Below are 23,384 nucleotides of genomic sequence, written 5' to 3'. Positions count from 1 at the left end.
GCGGAACAGGGTGTGGTCACGGGTCCGGTGCCGTTGACGCCGATCCAGCACTGGTTCGTGGCGCAGGACGTCCCGAACCGCGACCACTGGAACTGGTCCGGTGTGTTCGAACTGGCCCCCGGCACGGATCCGGTTCGGCTCGGGCAGGCGCTGGACTTGCTCGTGGCGCACCACGACGCGTTGCGGATCCGGTTCTCGGCCGACGGCCAGCACAACGCCGGGGTCGAGCCGGCCGGCCTGTTGCGGATCGTCGAGGGCGACGCGGACGTGGTCTCCGAGATGACCTCGGCACAGAAGTCGTTGCGGCTGGCCGACGGCCCGCTGCTCGCCGCCGTGTTCTTCGACCGCGGTGCCGAACCCGCGTGGCTCGGGTTGACCGTGCACCACTTCGTCATGGACGGGGTGTCGTGGAACGTGCTGCTGGAGGACCTCGGCACCGCCTACCGCTCGGAGGCGCTGGGCCCGAAGACCGCGTCGTTCCAGCAGTGGGCGGAACACCTGCAGGAGCTGGACGCGGACGCCGAACGGGACCACTGGGCCGCGGCGACGTCGGACGTGGTCGCGCTGCCGGTCGACGGTGACGGCCCGAACACCGAGGCCTCCGGTGCGGTCGTGAGCACGTGGCTCGATGCCGAGACCACGGCCGCGTTGTTCGGCGAGGCGCACAAGGCCTACCGCACACAGGGCAACGACCTGCTGCTCGCCGCTCTCGCGCAGGCGTTGGGGGAGTGGGCGGGTAGCGACCACGTCACGATCGACCTGGAGAGCCACGGCCGCGAGGAGCTCGACCTGTCCCGCACGGTCGGCTGGTTCACGTCGATCTTCCCGGTGCGGTTGAGCCGGTGCGACGACGTCGGCGCGACGGTGAAGTCGGTCAAGGAGCACCTGCGGTCGGTGCCCCGGCGCGGTGTCGGCTACGGCGCCCTGCGGTGGCTGCACGGGTCTTCGACCGACGTCGTCGAACGGCCTGTGCTGTTCAACTACCTGGGCGCGTTCGACGCCGTCGACCCGGACGGCCTGATCCGCCGGGAACTCCCCGCCGACCTGGCCGGGCCGATGCAGGGGCCCGGTGGGATGCGCGCCTACCCGTTGCAGCTCGAGGTGGCCCGCGCCGCCGACGGCCGACTGCGCATCGACTGGCTGCACAGCACGAACCTGCACCACTCCTCGACCGTCGAGCGCGTCGCGGCCCGGTACGTCGAGGCCTTGCGCGCGTTGGTGGCGCACTGCCAGTCCGGTGCCTCGGGTTTCACGCCGTCGGACTTCCCGTTGGCGTCGTTGGAGCAGGCCGAGGTGGATCGGCTGGCGGAGCGTTACGCGTTGGCGGACGTGTACCGGTTGGCTCCGGTGCAGTCGGGCATGTTGTTCGGTGTCGTGGGGTCGCCGGTCGACGGTCTTTACTGGGGGCAGAGCGTCTACGACCTGGCAGGCCCGCTGGACGTCGACCGGCTGGCCGGCGCGTGGCGGACGGTGATCGCGCGGCACGCGGCGCTGCGCAGCGGGTTCGTGTGGGAAGGCGTCAGCGAGCCGGTGCAGGTGGTGCCGGTCGGCGTCGACGTTCCGTTGCAGGTGCACGACTGGTCCGGGCTCGCGTCCGGCGTTCAGCACGGGCGGCTGCGGGAGTTGCTGGCCGAGGACCGCGCGCTGGGCTTCGACCTGGCTTCGCCGCCGTTGATGCGTCTGTACCTGGTGGATCGCGGCGAGGGCCGGTTGTGGCTGGTGTGGGGGCTGTACCAGGGTCTGTGCGACGGGTGGAGCCTGCCCGTCGTCATGGACGAGGTGCTGGCGGTCTACGACGGCTCGGCGCTGGAGCCCGTGCGCTCGTACCGCGAGTTCATCTCCTGGCTGGACGCCCGCGACCCGGACGAGTCCGAGTCGTTCTGGCGGTCCTGTTTGGACGGTTTCGAGGCGCCCACGCCGTTGCCGGTGGACCGGTTGGCGGGCGACCACTACGCGCAGGACCGCCTCAGGACGCGGCTCGGCGAGGCCGTCACGACCAAGCTGGTCGAGCTGGCCCGGCGTGAGCGCGTGACGCTGTCGACGGTCGTGCAGGCGGCGTGGGCGAAGGTGCTGTCCGCGTCCTCCGGCGAGGACGACGTGCTGTTCGGGCTCACCGTGTCCGGTCGTCCCGGCGACCTGGCGGGCGTGGAGTCGATCGTCGGGCTCTTCATCAACACGCTGCCGGTGCGGACGGTCGTACCCGAGGACGTGCCGTTCACCTCGTGGCTGCGCGAACTCAGGGACAACCAGGTCGCGTTGCAGCGGTTCGAGTACACGCCGCTGGTGGACGTCCAGCGCTGGTCCTCGGTGCCGGGTGGCCGCACGCTGTTCGACTCGATCGTCGTGTTCGGCAACTACCCGCACCGCGAACTGCCCGAGGACCACGCGGACCTGCCTGACGGCTACGCCTCGGTCGACTCGGTCGAGCAGGGCAACTACCCGCTCACCTTCGCCGTCGACCTCGAACGCACGCTGCGGATCGAGGCGGAGTTCTCGACGGCGGCGTTTGACTCGGCGACTGTGGCGCGGATCCTGGACCAGCTGGTGGTCGTGCTGACCGCCGTCGCCGAACGTCCCGGGCTGGCCGTCGTGGACGTGCCGTTGCAGCGTCCGGAGCAGGCGGCGGAGCTGGTGGCGTGGGGCGCGACCCCGGTGCCGGAGGCCGAGGCGCCGGTGCCCGAGCTGATCCGGGGCTGGGATGGCGTTGCCGCGGTGTGCGGTGACGAGTCGTTGACGTTCGCGGAGCTGAACGCTCGGGCGGACGGGCTGGCCGCTCGGTTGCGGCTGGCCGGGGTGGCGGTCGAGTCGCCGGTGGCGGTGCTGGTGCCGCGCGGGCTCGACCTGGCGGTGGCGTTCCAGGGAGTGCTGCGGTCGGGTGGCGTGTACGTGCCGATCAACCCCGGGCTGCCGGCGGAGCGGCTGGAGTTCCTGCTGGCCGACGCCGGTGTGGTCGCGGTGGTCACGACCTCGGACGTGCCGGGGTTCGCCGGGCCGGTGCTGCTGGTGGACGACGTGTCCGCGGCCCCTGCCGGGCCTCTTCCGCCGATCGATCCCGGTGCGTTGGCGTACATCGCCTACACCTCGGGTTCGACCGGTCGCCCCAAGGGCGTCGCGGTCACCCATGGCGCGCTGTCGTCCTATGTGGCCGGGTGGCGTGACGGTCTGGCCGCGTTGGGCGGGCCTGGTCCGGTCCTGTCGATGTCCGGGCCCGGCTTCGACGTGTCGATCGGCGACATGACCCGCGCGCTCGCGTTCGGGCAGACGGTGGTGTTCCTGCCGCACGACGAGCACGTGTCCGTGGAGTCGTTGCACGCCACGCTGGTGGAGCACCGGATCGAGGTCGCCGAGATCGTCCCCGGCATGCTGCTGCGCGATCTCGCCGCGCACTGCCGGGTCGCGGGGCCGGTCGAGTCGTTGCGGCTCGTGATCTCGGGCACCGATCTCTGGACGCACGACGCGCTCGTCACGGCTGTGGGCGAGGTGGCGCCGAACGCGGTGCCGGGCAACGTGTTCGGGGTGACCGAGGCGGCGATCGACTCGATCTTCCACGCCGTCACCGACGACCACCCGGCGGCTGTGGTGCCGATCGGTACGCCGTTGGCCGGTGCGAGGGCTGTCGTCGTCGACTCGGCGATGCGGCCCGTTCCCGTCGGCGTTCCCGGTGAGCTGCTGGTCGGTGGCGCCGGTGTGGCGCGCGGTTATGTCGGACGCCCCGACCTCACGGCCACGCGGTTCGTGCCCGACGTGTTCACGTCGTCCGGGGAACGTCTCTACCGGACGGGTGACCGGGCTCGGTGGCGTGCGGACGGGACGATCGAGTTCCTGGGTCGTGTGGACGAGCAGGTCAAGATCCGCGGTTATCGGGTGGAGCCCGGTGAGGTCGAGGTCGTTCTCGGTGATCACGACAGCGTGCGTGATGTCGTTGTGGTGGCGCGGGATGGTGGGCCGCACGGCGGTAAGCGGCTGGTTGCCTACGTGGTGGCCGAGGGCGAGTTCAACGCCAGGGAGCTGCGGAACTGGCTGCGAAGCCGGGTGCCGGACTACCTGGTGCCGTCGGTGTTCGTGGCGTTGGATCGGTTGCCGCTGACGCCGAACGGCAAGGTGGACCGGCGTGGTCTGCCGGATCCGGAGCCGGAGACCGCCGGTGAGGCGTTCGTCGCGCCTCGGACCGCGGCTGAAGAGACGTTGGCCGCGGTGTGGAGCGGTGTGCTCGGGGTCGAGCGCGTGGGGGTGCACGACAACTTCTTCGAGCTCGGCGGCGACTCGATCCTGAGCCTGCAGATCGTGGCTCGGGTCCGGGCGGCCGGTCTCGGCGTCGACGTGGCGGACGTGTTCGCGCACCAGACGGTCGCCGAGCTGGCGGGCGTCGTGCGGGACACCCCTGCGATCACGTTGGCGGAGCAGGGGGTCGTCACCGGTCCGGTGCCCTTGACCCCGATCCAGCACTGGTTCCTCGCCGAGGACGTGCCGAACCGGGACCACTGGAACTGGTCCGGCATGTTCGAACTCGCCCCCGGCACCGATCCGGAACGGCTCGGTCGTGCGCTCGACGCCCTCCTGGTCCACCACGACGCGTTGCGCCTCCGGCTCACCCCGGACGGCCAGGTCAACGCGCCGGTCGGTGGTGGCGGGTTCCTCCGCGTCGTCGAGGGCGACTCGGACGTGGTCGCCGAGATGACCGCCGCGCAGACTTCGTTGCGGCTGGCCGAGGGACCGCTCGTCGCCGCCGTGTTCTTCGACCGCGGTGCCGAACCCGCGTGGCTCGGGTTGACCGTGCACCACTTCGTCATGGACGGGGTGTCGTGGAACGTGCTGCTGGAGGACCTCGACGCCGTCTACGCGGGCCGTGAGCTCGGGCTGAAGACGACGTCGTTCCAGCAGTGGGCCGAGGTCCTGCGGGAGCTGGACGCGCGGGACGAACGCGAGATCTGGCTGGCCCAGACCGCGGACGTGGTGGCGCTGCCGCAGGACCGGCACGGCGCGAACAGCGAGATGTCGGCCGGTGTCGTGCAGACCTGGTTGGACGCCGGCACGTCGGCCGCGTTGCTCGGCGACGCGCACCGCGCCTACCGCACCCAGGGCAACGACCTGCTGCTGGCCGCCCTCGCGCAGGCGTTGGGGGAGTGGGCCGGCGCCGGTCACGTCACGGTGGACCTGGAGAGCCACGGCCGCGAGGCGGTCGCCGACGGCGTGGACCTGTCCCGGACCGTCGGGTACTTCACGTCGATCTTCCCGGTGCGCCTCACGCACGAGAGCGATCCGGCGGCGGCGATCAAGGCCGTCAAGGAGGAGCTGCGGGCCGTTCCACGTCGTGGTGTCGGCTATGGCGCCTTGCGGTGGTTGCGAGGAGATCTGGACGATGCCGTCGATCGGCCCGTGCTGTTCAACTACCTGGGCGCGTTCGACGCCGTCGACTCGGTCGGGCTGATCCGCCGGGAGCTGCCGGCCGAGCTGGCGGGCCCGAGCGAAGGACCCGGCGGGACGAGGTCGCACGTCCTGCAGGTCGAGGCGCAGCAGGACGCCGAAGGGCGCCTGCGGGTCGACTGGCACTTCAGCCACGACCTGCACGACACCGCCACCGTCGAACGGGTCGCCGCCCGCTATGTCGAGGCTTTGGGCGAACTGGTCGCGCACTGCCGTGCCGCGAGTGGGTTCACGCCGTCGGACTTCCCGCTCGCGACCCTGACGCAGCACGAGGTCGACCGGCTCGCCGAGCGCTACGCGCTGGCGGACGTGCATCGGCTGGCGCCGGTGCAGGCGGGCATGCTGTTCGGTGTGGCGGGGTCTCCCGTCGACGGCCTCTACTGGGGTCAGGGGGTCTACGACCTCACCGGTCCGCTGGACGCCGAACGGCTGGCCGGCGCCTGGCGGACCGTGATCGCGCGGCACGCGGCCTTGCGCAGCGGGTTCGTGTGGGAAGGCGTCAGCGAACCCGTGCAGGTCGTGCTGACCGGCGTCGAGGTTCCGCTCGGCCTGCGTGACTGGTCGGGTCTCGAGGACGCAGCTCAGCAGGAACGGTTGCGGGAGTTGCTGGAGGAGGACCGCGCGCTGGGCTTCGACCTGGCCGCACCGCCGTTGATGCGGCTGTACCTGGTGGATCGCGGCGACGACCGGTTGTGGCTGGTGTGGGGTCTGTACCAGGGTCTGTGTGACGGGTGGAGCCTGCCGGTCGTGATGGACGAGGTGTCCGCCGCCTACCAGGGCGAGGTCCTCGAGCCCGTGCGGCCCTACCGGGACTTCGTCGCGTGGCTCGACCGGCGTGACCCGGCGGCGTCCGAAGGCTTCTGGCGCACCTACCTGGCCGGTTTCGAGGCCCCCACGGCACTTCCGGTCGATCGGCAGGCCAGCAGCCACTACGACCAGGACCGGCGCCGCCTGCTCCTCGACGAGACGGTCACCGGCGCGCTGGTCCACCTGGCCCGCCGTCAGCGCGTGACGTTGTCGACGGTCGTGCAGGCGGCGTGGGCGCTGCTGCTGTCGACTTACTCGGGCGACGACGACGTGACGTTCGGTCTGACCGTGTCAGGTCGTCCGGCCGAGCTGACCGGTGTGGAGTCGATGGTCGGGTTGTTCATCAACACCCTTCCCGTACGTGCTTCCGTTCCCGCCGACCTGTCGTTCGCCGAGTGGTTGCCTCTGTTGCAGGACAACCAGATCGCGTTGCAGCGCTTCGAATACACACCGTTGGTGGACGTGCAGCGGTGGTCGGCCGTTCCGCACGGCCGCGCGTTGTTCGACTCGATCGTGGTCTTCGGCAACTACCCGCAGGAGGAGCTGCCCGAAGACCTGGGTGGGCTGCAGGCCGCGGAGTCGGTGGAGCAGGGCAACTACCCGCTCACCTTCGCGGTCGACCTGGAACGCAGTCTGCGCGTCGAGGCGGAGTTCTCGACGGCCGCGTTCGACGGGATCACCGTCGAGCGGATCCTCGACCAGTTGGCGGTCGTGCTGACGGCCGTGGCGGAACGGCCCGAGTTGGCCGTGCGGAACGTGCCCGTGCAGCGCTCCGAGCAGGCGGCGGAGCTGGTGGCCTGGGGTTCCACTCCCGTGCCCACCGCCGAACGGCCGGTGCCGGACCTGATCGCGGGATGGGCGTCGGACGAGGTCGCCGTGGTGTGCGGTGACGAGCGGCTGACGTTCGCCGAGCTGGGTGCGCGGGCGGACGGGCTGGCCGCTCGGTTGCGGGTGGGCGGGATGACCGCGGAGTCGCCGGTCGCGGTGTTGGTGCCGCGTGGGATCGAGTTGGCGGTGGCGTTCCAGGGTGTGTTGCGCTCCGGTGGTGTTTATGTGCCGGTGAATCCGGGGTTGCCGGCGGAGCGGCTGGAGTTCTTGCTGGCGGATGCCGGTGTGGTCGCTGCTGTGACGACTGCGGCGCTGGCCGGTGAGCTGGAAGGGTTCGCGGGACCGGTGTTCCTGGTGGACGACGTGTCCCCGGCCGTGGGTGAGCCCCTCCCGTCGATCGACCCCGGCTCGTTGGCGTACATCGCGTACACCTCGGGTTCGACCGGTCGTCCGAAGGGCGTTGCCGTCACCCATGCTGCTCTTTCGTCCTATGTGTCCGGGTGGCGTGATGGGCTGGCCTCGTTGGGTGGTCCGGGCACGGTGTTGTCGATGTCGGGGCCTGGGTTCGACGTGTCGATCGGTGACATGACGCGGGCGCTGGCGTTCGGGCAGACCGTGGTCTTCCTGCCGCACGACGAGCACGTGACCGTGGAGTCGCTGCACGCGACGTTGGTCGAGCACTCGGTCGAGGTCGCCGAGATCGTGCCGGGCATGCTGCTGCGCGATCTCGCGGCCCACTCCCGGACCGCGGGTCCCGTGGAAAGCCTCCGCCTGGTGATCTCCGGTACGGACATGTGGACGCACGACGCCCTGGTCACGGCCGTGAGCGAGGTGGCGCCGAACGCGGTGCCGGGCAACGTGTTCGGCGTGACCGAGGCGGCGATCGACTCGATCTTCCACGCCGTCGGTGAGGACCACCCCGCCGCTGTCGTGCCGATCGGTACGCCGTTGGCGGGCGCTCAGGCGTTCGTGGTGGACGGGTCGTGGCGGCCGGTGCCCGTGGGCGTGCCGGGTGAGCTGCTCGTCGGCGGACCTGGTGTGGCGCAGGGATATGTGGGCCGGCCGGACCTGACGGCGGAGCGGTTCGTGCCCGACGTGTTCGGCTCGGCCGGTGGACGGCTCTACCGCACGGGTGACCGGGCGCGGTGGCGTGCGGACGGGACGATCGAGTTCCTGGGTCGGGTCGACGAGCAGGTGAAGATCCGTGGTTATCGGGTCGAGCCGGGTGAGGTCGAGGTCGTTCTCGGTGATCACGACAGCGTGCGTGACGTCGTTGTGGTGGCGCGAGATGGTGGGCCGCACGGCGGTAAGCGGCTGGTTGCCTACGTGGTGGCGGAGGGTGAGTTCAGCGGGCAGGTCCTGCGTACGTGGCTGCGTGAGCGGGTGCCGGATTACCTGGTGCCGTCGGTGTTCGTGGCGTTGGACCGGTTGCCGCTGACGCCGAACGGCAAGGTGGACCGGCGTGGTCTGCCGGACCCCGAGCCGGAGACCTCCGGTGAGGCGTTCGTGGCGCCTCGCAACGCTGTCGAGGAGACGCTCGCGGCGGTGTGGAGCGGTGTGCTCGGGGTCGAGCGCGTGGGGGTGCACGACAACTTCTTCGAGCTCGGCGGGGATTCGATCGTCAGCCTGCAGATCGTGGCCCGGGTCCGGGCGGCCGGGCTGGGTGTGGACGTGGCGGACGTGTTCGCCCACCAGACCGTCGCCGAGCTGGCGCTGGTGGTGCGGGACGCGGTGCCGGAGACCCTGGCCGAGCAAGGGGTGGTGACCGGGCCGGTTCCGCTGACCCCGATCCAGCGCTGGTTCCTGGCGCAGGACATCCCGGACCGCGACCACTGGAACTGGTCGGGCGTGTTCGAACTGGCACCCGGTACCGACCCGGTCCGGCTGGGCCAGGCGTTCGACGTGCTCGTCGCCCACCACGACGCGTTGCGGATCCGGTTCACGCCGGAGAGCCAGTACAACGCGCCGGTCGAGTCCGGCGGGTTCCTGCGGGTGGCGGACGGCGATGACGTCGTCGAGCAGATGACCCAGGCGCAGAAGTCGTTGCGGCTGGCCGATGGGCCGCTGTTGGCTGCTGTGTTCTTCGACCGCGGTGACGAGCCGGCGTGGCTCGGGCTGACCGTGCACCACCTGGTGATGGACGGGGTTTCGTGGAACGTCCTCCTCGAGGACCTCGACACCGTTTACGCCGGTCGGGAGCTCGGGCCGAAGACCACCTCGTTCCAGGCGTGGGCGGAGCAGCTCCAGACGCTCGACACGGGGGACGAGCGCGAGCACTGGGTCGCCACGACCGCGGACGTCACCGCGGTACCGGTGGACGGGGACGGACCCAACTCCGAGGCGTCCGGTGCGGTCGTGCAGTCGTGGCTGGACGCCGAGACGACGTCCGCGCTGCTCGGCGAGGCGCACAAGGCGTACCGCACGCAGGGCAACGACCTGTTGTTGGCTGCGCTCGCCCAGGCGCTCGGTGAGTGGGCGGGCAGTGATCACGTCACGGTGGATCTGGAGAGCCACGGTCGTGAGGGCGCGGACCTGTCGCGCACGGTCGGCTGGTTCACGTCGATCTTCCCGGTGCGGCTCACGAACCACAGTGATCACGCCGCGGCGATCAAGGCCGTCAAGGAGGAACTGCGGGCAGTTCCACGTCTGGGCGTCGGTTACGGCGTGCTGCGCGACGAGTTGGTTGCCGCTGATCGTCCGGTGCTGTTCAACTACCTCGGCGCGTACGACGCCGTCGACTCGGTGGGGTTGATCCGCCGGGAGCTTCCCGCCGACCTGGCGGGGCCGAGCGAGGGTGAGGGCGGGACGCGCTCGCACCTGGTGCAGGTCGAGGTGCAGCAGACCGCGGACGGCCGCCTGTCGATCGAGTGGTTCCACTCGACGAACGTGCACGACACCACCACCGTCGAACGGGTTGCCGCCCGGTACGTCGAGGCGTTGCGTGAGCTGGTCGTGCATTGCCGCGCTGCCAGCGGTTTCACGCCGTCGGACTTCCCGTTGGCGTCGCTCGCCCAGCCGGAGGTGGACCTCCTCGCGGAGCGCTATCCGCTGGTGGACGTGTACCGGTTGGCGCCGGTGCAGTCGGGCATGCTGTTCGGTGTCGTCGGGTCGCCTGTCGAAGGCCTTTACTGGGCGCAGAACGTCTACGACCTCGCCGGCCCGATCGACGCCGACCGGCTGTCGGTCGCGTGGCGCGAGGTGATCGCCCGGCACGCCGCGCTGCGCAGCGGGTTCGTGTGGGAGGGCGTCAGCGAGCCGGTGCAGGTCGTGCCGGCCGAGGTCGACGTGCCGCTGCAGGTGCACGACTGGTCCGATGTGGACGGTGCCGTCCAGCAGATCCGGTTGCGGGAGTTGCTGGAGGAGGACCGCGCGCTGGGCTTCGACCTGGCCGCGCCGCCGTTGATGCGGCTGTACCTGGTGGACCGCGGCGAGGGCCGGTTGTGGCTGGTGTGGGGTCTGTACCAGGGTCTTTGTGACGGGTGGAGCCTGCCCGTCGTCATGGACGAGGTGACGGCCGCGTACCAGCGGCAGTCGCTGCCGCCGGTGCGCCCGTACCGCGACTACATCGCGTGGCTCGCCCAGCGCGATCCGCGTGACGCCGAAGGGTTCTGGCGCACCTATCTCGACGGTGTCGAGGCACCGACGGCGTTGCCGGTGGACCGGCTGGCCGCGAGCCACTACGCGCAGGACCGGCGGCGCGCGCACCTGACCGAGGACGTCACGGCCGGACTGGTCGAGCTGGCGCGCCGGGAGCGCGTGACGTTGTCCACGGTCGTGCAGGCGGCGTGGGCCAGGGTGTTGTCGGCGTCATCGGGTGAAGACGACGTGGTGTTCGGTCTGACCGTGTCGGGCCGTCCGGCTGAGTTGGCCGGTGTGGAGTCGATGGTCGGGTTGTTCATCAACACCCTTCCCGTGCGTGCCTCCGTTCCTGCCGACCTGTCGTTCGCCGAATGGCTGCCGTTGTTGCGGGACAACCAGGTCGCGTTGCAGCGTTTTGAGCACACGCCGTTGGTGGATGTGCAGCGGTGGTCGGCTGTTCCGCACGGTCGGGCGCTCTTCGACTCCATCGTGGTGTTCGGCAACTTCCCCCAGGAGGAGCTGCCGGAGGACCTGGGTGGGGTGCAGGCGACCGAGTCGGTGGAACAGGGCAACTACCCGCTCACCTTCGCGGTCGACCTGGAGACCACGCTCAAGATCGAGGCGGAGTTCTCGACGGCGGCCTTCGACGCGGCGACCGCGGAGCGGATCCTCGACCAGTTGGTGGTCGTGCTCACCGCTGTCGCCGGACGGCCTGAGCTGGCCGTCGCGGACGTGCCGTTGCAGCGTCCCGAGCAGGCCGCCGCTCTGGTCGCGTCGGGCAGGACGCCGGAGCCCGTGGCCGAACGGCCGGTGCCGGACCTGATCGCGGGATGGGCATCGGACGAGGTCGCCGTGGTGTGCGGTGACGAGCGGCTGACGTTCGCCGAGCTGGGTGCGCGGGCGGACGGGCTGGCTGCCCGGTTGCGGGTGGCCGCGGGATCGCCGGTGGCCGTGCTGGTGCCGCGCGGGGTCGAGCTGGCGGTGGCGTTCCAGGGGGTGTTGCGGTCGGGTGGCGTGTACGTGCCGGTGAACCCGGGGCTTCCGGCGGAGCGGCTGGAGTTCTTGCTGGCCGATGCCGGTGTGGTCGCTGCTGTGACTACCGCGGCACTGGCCGGGGAGCTGGACGGGTTAGCCGGTGAGGTCCACCTGCTGGAGGACGTGGCTCCCGTCGTGGGGTCGACGCAGCCACGCATCGACCCGAACGCCTTGGCGTACATCGCGTACACCTCGGGTTCGACCGGTCGTCCGAAGGGCGTTGCCGTTACCCACGCGGCGCTCTCGTCGTACGTGGCCGGGTGGCGCGACGGGCTGGCCTCGTTGGGCGGTCCGGGCACGGTGCTGTCGATGTCGGGTCCTGGATTCGACGTGTCGATCGGGGACATGACCCGCGCGCTCGCGTTCGGGCAGACGGTGGTGTTCCTGCCGCACGACGAGCACGTGACGGTGGAGTCGCTGCACAAGACGTTGGTGGACCACGAGGTCGAGGTCGCCGAGATCGTGCCGGGCATGTTGTTGCGTGATCTGGCGGCGCACTGCCGGGTCGCGGGGCCGGTCGAGTCGTTGCGGTTGGTGATCTCCGGTACGGACATGTGGACGCACGACGCCTTGGTGACGGCTGTGGGCGAGGTGGCGCCGAACGCGGTGCCGGGCAACGTGTTCGGGGTGACCGAGGCGGCGATCGACTCGATCTTCCACCCCGTATCGGACGACCACCCGGCGGCCGTGGTGCCGATCGGCACGCCGTTGGCCGGTGCGCAGGCGTTCGTGGTGGACGGGTCGTGGCGGCCGGTGCCCGTGGGCGTGCCGGGTGAGTTGCTGGTCGGTGGTCCGGGTCTGGCTCAGGGGTATGTGGGCCGGCCGGACCTGACGGCGGAGCGGTTCGTTCCGGACGTGTTCACCGGTTCCGGTGGGCGCCTGTACCGCACCGGTGACCGGGCTCGGTGGCGTGCCGACGGGACGATCGAGTTCCTGGGGCGTGTCGACGAGCAGGTCAAGATCCGCGGGTACCGGGTCGAACCCGGTGAGGTCGAGGTCGTCCTCGGCGACCACCCGGACGTGCGTGATGTCGTTGTGGTGGCGCGGGATGGCGGGCCGCACGGCGGTAAGCGGCTGGTCGCGTACGTGGTGGCGGAAGGCGGGTTCGACACCGGGGAACTGCGGAACTGGCTGCGGAACCGTGTGCCGGACTACCTGGTGCCGTCCGTGTTCGTCGCGCTCGACCGGGTGCCGCTCACGCCGAACGGCAAGGTGGACCGTCGTGGCCTGCCCGATCCGGACCCGGAGAACGCCGGTGAGGCGTACGTCGCGCCCCGCACCACTGCCGAAGAGGCACTGGCGGCCGTCTGGTCGCAGGTGCTGGGGCTGGAACGCGTCGGTGTGCACGACAACTTCTTCGAGCTCGGTGGCGACTCGATCGTCAGCCTGCAGATCGTGGCCCGCGTCCGCGCGGCCGGTCTCGGCGTCGACGTGGCGGACGTGTTCGCCCACCAGACCATCGCCGAACTCGCTCTCGCCGTGCGGGACACCCCCGCGGCCACGTCGGCCGAACAGGGTGTGGTCACCGGACCTGTGCCGTTCACGCCGATCCAGCGGTGGTTCCTGGCGCAGGACATCCCGGACCGCGACCACTGGAACTGGTCGGGCATGTTCGAACTGGCACCGGGCACCGACCCCGAGCGGCTGGGTCTGGCGCTCGATGCCGTTGTGGCGCATCACGACGCGCTGCGGATCCGGTTCACGCCGGACGGCCAGTACAACGCGCCTGTTGACGTTGGCGGGTTCCTGCGCGTGGTCACCAGCGGTGACGTCGTCGAGCAGATGACCGCGGCGCAGAAGTCGTTGCGGCTGGCGGAGGGACCGCTGCTGGCAGCGGTCTACTTCGACCGCGGTGACGAGCCGGCGTGGCTGGGGCTGACCGTGCACCACCTGGTGATGGACGGGGTGTCGTGGAATGTCCTGTTGGAGGACCTCGACACCGTCTACGCGGGCCGGGAGCTCGGGCCGAAGACGACGTCGTTCCAGCAGTGGGCGTTGCAGTTGCAGGACGACGACGCCAGCGGCGAACGTGACCACTGGGTGGCCGCGACCGCGGACGTCGCAGAGCTTCCGGCCGACGGCGACGGGCCGAACGACGACGCGTCCGAACAGGTCGTGCAGTCGTGGCTGGACGCCGGGACGACCGCGGTGCTGCTGGGTGATGCGCACAAGGCGTATCGCACGCAGGGCAACGACCTGCTGCTGACCGCTCTCGCCCAGGCGCTCGGTGAGTGGGCGGGCACCGATCACGTCACGATCGACCTGGAGAGCCACGGCCGTGAAGGCGCGGACCTGTCGCGCACGGTCGGCTGGTTCACGTCGATCTTTCCGGTCAGGCTGACGCACGAGAGCGATCCGGCGGCGGCGATCAAGGCCGTCAAGGAGGAGCTGCGAGCCGTTCCGCGTCGCGGTGTGGGGTACGGCGTGCTGCGGGACGAGCTGGTCGCCGCTGAACGTCCGGTGCTGTTCAACTACCTCGGCGCGTACGAGGCGGACGACTCGTCCGGGCTGATCCGTCGTGAGCTCGACCCCGATCTCGCCGGGCCGAGCGAAGGCGCGGGTGGGACGCGGTCACACCTCGTGCAGATCGAGGTGCAGCAGACCGCGGACGGCCGGTTGTCGATCGAGTGGTTCCACTCGGCGAACGTGCACGACACCGCCACGATCGAACGGGTCGCTGCCCGGTACGTCGAGGTGTTGCGGGAACTGGTCGCGCATTGCCGTGCTGCCAGTGGGTTCACGCCGTCGGACTTCCCGTTGGCGTCGCTGAAGCAGACCGAGGTGGACCTGCTCTCGGAACGTTATGCGCTGGCGGACGTGTACCGGTTGGCTCCCGTGCAGTCGGGCATGTTGTTCGGTGTCGTGGGCTCGCCGGTCGACGGTCTCTACTGGGGGCAGAGCGTCTACGACCTGGCCGGCCCGATCGACCTGGGGCGGTTCACCGCGGCGTGGCGCGAGGTGATCGCCCGGCACGCGGCCCTGCGCAGCGGGTTCGTGTGGGAGGGCGTCGGCGAGCCGGTGCAGGTCGTGCTGGCGGATGCCGAGGTGCCCCTGCAGGTGCACGACTGGTCCGATGTGGACGATGCCGGGCAGCAGGCGCGGTTGCGGGAGTTGCTGGAGTACGACCGCGCGCTCGGCTTCGACCTGGCCGCGCCGCCGTTGACGCGGCTGTACCTGATCGACCGCGGCGACGGCCGGAACTGGCTGGTGTGGGGGCTCTACCAGGGTCTTTGTGACGGGTGGAGCCTGCCCGTCGTCATGGACGAGGTGTCCGCGGCCTACCAGGGCGGCCCCCTCGAGCCCACCCGCCCCTACCGGGACTTCATCGCGTGGCTCGACGGCCGCGACCCGTCCGGGCCGGAGTCCTTCTGGCGCGGCTACCTCGCCGGCTTCGAGGCGCCGACGGTGCTGCCGGTGGACCGGCTGGCCGCGAGCCACTACGCGCAGGACCGGCGGCGCACGCACCTCGACGACGAGGTGACCGCGAGCCTGGTCGAGCTGGCACGGCGTGAGCGCGTCACGTTGTCGACGGTCGTGCAGGCGGCGTGGGCGAAGGTGCTGTCGGCGTCGTCGGGTGAGGACGACGTGGTGTTCGGCCTGACGGTGTCGGGTCGTCCGGCTGAGTTGGCCGGTGTGGAGTCGATGGTCGGGTTGTTCATCAACACCCTGCCCGTGCGGACGGTCGTGCCGGAGGACGTGCCGTTCACCTCATGGCTGCACGAGCTGCGGGACAACCAGGTCGCGCTGCAGCGATTCGAGTACACGCCGTTGGTGGACGTGCAGCGGTGGTCGGCTGTTCCGCACGGCCGGGCGTTGTTCGACTCCATCGTCGTGTTCGGCAACTACCCGCAGGAGGAGCTGCCCGAGGACCTCGGCGAGGACTGGTTGCAGGCCACCGAGTCGGTGGAGCAGGGCAACTACCCGCTCACGTTCGCGGTCGACCTGGAGGCCACGCTCAAGATCGAGGCGGAGTTCTCGACGGCGGCGTTCGACGCGGCGACCGTGGAGCGGGTCCTCGATCAGCTGGTGGTCGTGCTGACGGCGGTGGCGCGGAGGCCTGACCTGCGGGTCCAGGACATCCCGCTGCACCGCGCGGACCAGGCGGCGGAGATCGTCGGGTGGGGCGGCACGGCCGCGCCAGCGGTGGAACGACCGGTGCCGGAGCTGATCGCGGCCGGGAACGGCGTCGCGGCGATCTGCGGTGATGAACGGCTGACGTTCGCTGAGCTGGGTGCTCGGGCGGATGGACTGGCCGGGCGGTTGCGGGCGGCAGGGGTGGCGGTCGGATCACCGGTCGCCGTGCTGGTGCCGCGCGGGATCGAGCTGGCGGTGGCGTTCCAGGGGGTGTTGCGGTCGGGCGGTGTGTACGTGCCGGTGAACCCCGGGCTGCCGGCCGAGCGGCTGGAGTTCTTGCTGGCCGATGCCGGTGTGGTCGCGGTGGTCACGACCGCGGCACTGGCCGGTGAGGTGGCGGGGTTCGCGGGTGCGGTGCTGCTGGTGGACGAGGCGTCCCCGGCCGTCAGCGGATCCCTCCCGCCGATCGACCCGAGTTCGCTGGCGTACATCGCGTACACCTCGGGTTCGACCGGCCGTCCGAAGGGCGTTGCCGTCACCCACGGCGCTCTTTCGTCCTATGTGGCCGGGTGGCGTGATGGGCTTGCCGGGCTGGGTGGTCCGGGCACGGTGCTGTCGATGTCGGGTCCTGGATTCGACGTGTCGATCGGGGACATGACTCGGGCGTTGGCGTTCGGACAGACCGTGGTCTTCCTGCCGCACGACGAGCACGTGTCGGTCGAGTCGTTGCACCACACGTTGCGCACGCACGAGGTGGCGATCGCCGAGATCGTGCCGGGCATGCTGCTGCGGGACCTCGCCGCGCACTGCCGGGTCGCGGGGCCGGTCGAGTCGTTGCGGCTCGTGATTTCGGGTACGGACATGTGGACGCATGACGCGTTGACGACCGCGGTCGCGGAGGTGGCGCCGAACGCGGTGCCGGGCAACGTGTTCGGGGTGACCGAGGCGGCGATCGACTCGATCTTCCACGCCGTGTCCGAGGATCATCCTGCCGCTGTGGTGCCGATCGGCACTCCGCTGCGCGGTGCCCAGGCGTTCGTCGTGGACGGGTCGTTGCGGCCGGTGCCGGTGGGCGTGCCGGGCGAACTGCTGGTCGGTGGCGCCGGTGTGGCCCAGGGATACGTGAACCGGCCCGACCTGACCGCGGAACGGTTCGTGCCGGACGTCATCGGCTCGACCGGCGGGCGGCTCTACCGCACGGGCGACCGGGCGCGGTGGCGTGCGGACGGGACGATCGAGTTCCTGGGTCGGGTCGACGAGCAGGTGAAGATCCGCGGGTACCGGGTCGAACCCGGTGAGGTCGAGGTCGTCCTCGGTGACCACGACAACGTGCGGGATGTCGTCGTGGTGGCACGAGATGGCGGGCCGCACGGCGGTAAGCGACTGGTCGCGTACGTTGTCGCGGAAGGTGAGTTCAGCGTCAAGGAGCTCCGGTCGTGGCTCCGTGAGCGGGTGCCCGACTACCTGGTGCCGTCGGTGTTCGTGGCATTGGAGAAGCTGCCGCTCACCCCGAACGGCAAGGTCGATCGGCGCGGGCTGCCCGACCCGGAGCCCGAGACCGCGGGTGAGGTGTTCGTCGCGCCCAGGACCGCGGCCGAGGAGACGCTCGCGGCCGTCTGGTCGCAGGTCCTCGGAGTGGACCGCGTCGGCGTGCACGACAACTTCTTCGAGCTCGGCGGTGACTCGATCCTGAGCCTGCAGATCGTGGCCCGCACCCGCGCGGCCGGACTCGGGGTCGACGTGGCCGACGTGTTCACGCACCAGTCGGTGGCCGAGCTGGCAGCGGTCGCGCGGGAGGCGGCGGCGGAGACGCCGGCCGAGCAGGGGGCCGTGACCGGGCCGGTTCCGTTCACACCCATTCAGCGCTGGTTCCTGGCGCAGGACATCCCGGACCGGGACCACTGGAACTGGTCGGGCATGTTCGAACTGGCACCGGGCACCGACCCCGGCCGGTTGAGCCGGGCGCTCGACACCGTGGTGGCCCACCACGACGCCTTGCGGATCCGCTTCACGCCGGAGAGCCAGCACAACGCGCCGGTCGAGTCCGGCGGGATCCTGCGGGTGGCGGACGGCCGTGACGTCGTCGAAGAGATGACCTGGGCGCAGAAGTCGTTGCGGCTGGCCGATGGGCCGCTCATCGCCGCCGTCCACTTCGACCGCGGCGGTGAACCGGCGTGGCTCGGGCTGACCGTGCACCATCTGGTGATGGACGCCGTGTCGTGGAACGTGCTGCTGGAAGACCTCGACACCGCCTACGCGGGCCGAGAACTCGGCCCGAAGACGACGTCGTTCCAGCAGTGGGCGTTGCAGCTGCAGGACGACGACGCCAGCGGCGAACGTGACCACTGGGTCAGCACGACCGCCGACGTGGTCGCGCTCCCGGCCGACGGGGACGGGCCGAACGACGACGCGTCCGAACGGATCGTGCAGTCGTGGCTGGACGCCGGGACGACCGCGGCGCTGCTCGGCGACGCGCACAAGGCGTACCGCACACAGGGGCAGGACCTCCTGTTGACCGCTCTTGCCCAGGCGCTGGGGGAGTGGGCCGGCACTGACCACGTCACGATCGACCTGGAGAGCCACGGCCGCGAAGGCGCGGACCTGTCGCGCACGGTCGGCTGGTTCACGTCGATCTTCCCGGTGCGCCTCCCCCACGAAGGTGATCCGGGGGCGGCGATCAAGGCCGTCAAGGAGGAGCTGCGGTCGGTGCCGCGCCGCGGTGTCGGTCACGGCGTGCTGCGGTGGCTGCACGAGGACCTGCCCGCCGCCGAGCGTCCGGTGCTGTTCAACTACCTCGGCGCGCACGACGGCGCAGACGACCCGTCCGGGCTGATCCGGCGTGAGCTGGACGCCGACCTGGCCGGGCCGAGCGAGGCCGACGGCGGGACCCGGTCGCACCTCCTGCAGCTCGAGGTGCAGCAGACCGCGGACGGCCGCCTGTCGATCGAGTGGTTCCACTCGGCGAACGTGCACGACACCACCACGATCGAACGGGTCGCGGCCCGGTACGTCGAGGCGTTGCGTGAGCTGGTCGCGCACTGCCGTGCTGCCAGCGGTTTCACGCCGTCGGACTTCCCGCTGGCCTGTCTCACCCAGGCCGAGGTCGACGGGCTCGCGGCGAACCGCGCCCTGGCCGACGTGTACCGGTTGGCGCCGGTGCAGTCGGGCATGCTGTTCGGTGTCGTCGGCGCCCCGGACGAGGGTGACGGCCTCTACTGGGGTCAGGGCGTCTACGACCTGGCCGGGCCGGTCGACGCCGACCGGCTCGCCGCGGCCTGGCGTCAGGTGATCGCCCGGCACGCCGCGCTGCGCAGCGGGTTCGTGTGGGAGGGCGTCAGCGAACCGGTGCAGATCGTGCTGTCCGAGGTCGACGTCCCCGTGACGACCCACGACTGGTCCGATGTGGACGAAGCCACGCAGCAGGCGCGGTTGAAGAAGCTGCTGGACAAGGACCGCGGGCTTGGCTTCGACCTCGCCCGGCCACCGCTCACCCGCCTGTACCTGGTGGACCGCGGCGACGGGCGGAACTGGTTGGTCTGGGGCCTGTACCAGGGCTTGTGCGACGGCTGGAGCCTGCCGGTGGTGATGGACGAGGTGTCCCTCGCCTACCAGGGGCAGCCGTTGCCGCCGGCGCGTCCGTACCGCGACTACATCGCGTGGCTCGGTCAGCGCGATCCCGCTGACACAGAGGGGTTCTGGCGCACGTACCTCGCCGGGTTCGAGGCACCGACCGCACTACCGGTGGACCGGCTGGCCGCGAGCCACTACGCGCAGGACCGCCGCCGCACGCACCTCGACGACGACGTCACCTGCAGGCTCGTGGAGCTGGCACGGCGGGAACGCGTCACGTTGTCGACGGTCGTGCAGGCCGCGTGGGCCAAGGTGTTGTCCGACAACGCGGGCGAGACCGACGTGGTGTTCGGCCTGACCGTGTCCGGACGTCCGGCGGACCTCGCCGGGGTCGAGTCGATGGTCGGGTTGTTCATCAACACGCTGCCCGTCCGCGCCAAGGTCCCCGGCGGCACGCCGTTCTCGGCGTGGTTGCACGAGCTGAGCGACAACCAGGTCGCGCTGCAACGGTTCGAGTTCACGCCGTTGGTGGACGTGCAGCGGTGGTCGGCCGTCCCGCACGGCCGCGGCCTGTTCGACAGCATCGTCGTGTTCGGCAACTACCCGCAGGAGGAGGCACCCGGCGAGACGGGCGAGGACTGGGCCGACGCCGTCGAGTCCGTCGAGCAGGGCAACTACCCGCTCACGTTCGCGGTCGACCTGGAGGACACGCTCAAGATCGAGGCCGAGTTCTCCACGGCCGCGTTCGACGCGACCACGGTCGAACGCGTTCTCGACCAGCTCGTCGTCGTGCTGACGGCGGTGGCCCACGAGCCGGAACTGGCCGTGGCCGACCTGCCGTTGCAGCGTCCGGAGCAGGCGGCGCGACTCGTGGCACAGGGCGAGACGGCGATTGCCGCCACCGAATTGCCCGTGCCGCGGCTGATCGAGGGGTGGACGGACGGTGTCGCCGCGAGGTGCGGCGACCGGAGCCTGACGTTCGCCGAACTGGACGACCGGTCCGCCAGGCTGGCGGCACGGCTGAAGCGCGCCGGGGTGACCACGGAATCGCCGGTCGCCGTGCTGGTGCCGCGCGGGATCGAGCTGGCCGTCGCGTTCCAGGCGGTGTTGCGGTCGGGTGGCGTGTACGTGCCGGTCAACCCGGGGCTGCCGGCCGACCGGCTGCGGTACCTGCTGGCGGACGCCGGCGTGGTCGCGGTCGTCACGACCACGGACCTCGTCGGCGAGCTGGCGGGGACCACCTCGTCGGCCAGGTTCGCCGACGCGGTGCTGATGGTCGACGTGCCGTCGGCGGTTCCTGCCGAACCGATGCCGCCGGTGGATCCCGATGCGTTGGCGTACATCGCCTACACGTCGGGCTCGACCGGCCGGCCCAAGGGCGTGGCCGTCACCCACGGCGCTCTTTCGTCCTATGTGGCCGGATGGCGTGACGGACTGGCCTCGCTGGGCGGGCCCGGTCCGGTGCTCTCCATGTCCGGGCCCGGGTTCGACGTGTCGATCGGGGACATGACCCGGGCGCTGGCGTTCGGCCAGACCGTGGTCTTCCTGCCGCACGACGAGCACATCTCCGTGGAGTCGTTGCACCGCACGCTTTCCGGCGACGGTGTGGCGATCGCCGAGATCGTGCCGGGCATGCTGCTCCGCGACCTGGCCGCGCACTGCCGCACGGCCGGGCCGGTCGAGTCGCTGCGGTTGGTGATCTCGGGTACGGACATGTGGACGCACGACGCGTTGACGACGGCCGTCGCCGAGGTGGCGCCCAACGCCGTCCCGGGCAACGTGTTCGGCGTGACCGAGGCGGCGATCGACTCGATCTTCCACCTGGTCGGCGAGGACCACCCGCAGGCCGTCGTGCCCATCGGCACACCGCTCGCGGGTGCCCGTGCCGTCGTCGTCGACGACATGATGCGCCCGGCACCGGTCGGTGTTCCGGGCGAGCTGCTGATCGGCGGTCCGGGTGTGGCGCGGGGGTACGTCAACCGGCCGGACCTGACCGCGGAACGGTTCGTGCCCGACGTGTTCGGCTCGGCCGGTGGACGGCTCTACCGCACGGGTGACCGGGCTCGCTGGCGTGCGGACGGCACGATCGAGTTCCTGGGCCGCGTCGACGAGCAGGTCAAGATCCGCGGCTATCGCGTGGAACCCGGTGAGGTCGAGGTCGTCCTCGGTGATCACGACGACGTGCGTGATGTCGTCGTGGTGGCCAGGGATGGCGGACCGCACGGCGGCAAGAGACTGGTCGCTTACGTCGTGGCCGAGGGTCAGTTCAGCGCGAAGGAATTGCGGAACTGGCTGAGGGACCGGGTGCCGGACTACCTGGTGCCGTCGGTGTTCGTGGCACTGGAGAAGCTGCCGCTCACCCCGAACGGCAAGGTCGACCGCAAGGGCCTGCCCGAACCGGAGCCCGAGACGACGGCCGAGGTGTTCGAAGCGCCGCGGACGTCGGTCGAGGACGTGCTGGCCGAGGTGTGGGCGCAGGTGCTGGGCCTCGACCGCGTCGGTGTGCACGACAACTTCTTCGAGCTGGGCGGCGACTCGATCCTGAGCCTGCAGATCGTGGCGCGCACCCGCGCGGCCGGTCTGGGGGTCGACGTGGCGGACGTGTTCGCCCACCAGACCATCGCCGAGCTCGCGCCGGTCGTGCGGGACACGCCCACCGCGATGCTGGCGGAACAGGGCGTCGTCAGCGGGCCCGTTCCGCTCACGCCGATCCAGCACTGGTTCGTCGAGCAGGACGTCCCCGACCGCGACCACTGGAACTGGTCGGGGGTGTTCGAGCTCGCGGCCGGCACCGACCCGGCGAGGCTCGCGAAGGCGCTCGACACCGTGGTGGCCCACCACGACGCCCTGCGCATCCGGTTCCGCCAGGACGGCGGCACCTGGTTGCAGGACAACGACGGTGAGCAGCACCAGGTGCTGCGTGTCGTCACAGCGGAGAACGACGACGAGGTCGTGGCGCTGATGACCGAGGCGCAGACGTCGTTGCGCCTCGCGGACGGTCCGCTCGTGGCCGCGCTCTACTTCGACCGCGGCGACCGCCCGGCGTGGCTCGGGCTCACCGCGCACCACTTCGTCATGGACGGCGTGGCGTGGAACGTGCTGCTGGAGGACCTCGACACCGTCTACCAGGGCGGGCCGCTCGGGCCGAAGACGACGTCGTTCCAGCAGTGGGCCGAGGTGCTGCACGCCGACGACCCGCGGGCCGAACGCGAGCACTGGGTGGCGCAGACCGAACGCGTCACCGCGGTGCCCGTCGACGGTCGTGGTGCCAACACGGAGGAGTCGGCCGGCACGGTTCGCGGCTGGCTCGACGCCAGGTCGACCGAGCTGCTGCTCGGCGAGGCCCACAAGGCCTACCGGACGCAGATCAACGACCTGCTGCTCGCCGCGTTGCTCAGGACGCTGGGCGAGTGGGCCGGCGTCGGGGACGTCACGATCGACCTGGAGAGCCACGGCCGCGAGGCGATCGCCGACGGCGTCGACCTGTCCCGCACCGTCGGGTGGTTCACGTCGATCTTCCCGGTGCGCCTGCGGCACCACCGACTGGACGACAGCGGTGAGCTGATCAAGGCGGTCAAGGAGCAGCTGCGGACGGTGCCCCGCCGCGGCGTCGGGTACGGGATCCTCCGTTACCTCGAACGCGACGAGAAATTGGTCGCGGCACCGGCGCGGCCGGTGCTGTTCAACTACCTCGGCGCGTTCGACGCGGCGGGCGACGACGCGGTCGGATTGATCAGCGAAGAATTGTCCTCCGACCTCTGCGGGCCGACGGAGAACGAACAGGGGAACCGCTCGCACCTTCTGCACATCGAAGCCGAGCAGACCTCGGACGGTCGCCTGCTGGTCGAGTGGTATTTCAGCACCAACGTCCACTCGAAGACGACCGTCGAGCGTCTCGCGGCGCGGTACGTGGACGTGCTCCGCGATCTTGTGGAGCACTGCCGGTCCGGAGCGGGCGGCGTGACCCCGTCCGACTTCCCGCTGGCCAACATCGATCAAGCGAGTCTGGCCGCCGTGCTCAAGCAGATGGGAGGGTGACGGGAGCGAGCTCGGCGGCATTCAGCGCA

The 23,384-nt window shown here is 70.7% G+C and carries 1 protein-coding gene (cut by a window edge); it reads left to right on the top strand.

From position 1 onward, the window contains the following. A protein-coding gene (locus BMY74_RS20370; RefSeq protein WP_143091637.1) for a non-ribosomal peptide synthase/polyketide synthase crosses the window boundary here: on the top strand, positions 1–23,355 show its 3' portion. 7,506 nt of this gene lie to the left of the window's left edge; the window shows 23,355 of its 30,861 coding nt (coding positions 7,507–30,861); its start codon lies beyond the left edge, outside the window; the stop codon is at positions 23,353–23,355. The last annotated feature ends 29 nt before the right edge of the window (positions 23,356–23,384 follow it).

This window comes from Lentzea albida (assembly GCF_900111005.1).
Lineage (GTDB): Bacteria > Actinomycetota > Actinomycetes > Mycobacteriales > Pseudonocardiaceae > Lentzea > Lentzea albida.
Note: the sequence above shows the minus strand (reverse complement) of the source record. Positions and strands in the feature narration are given on the sequence as shown.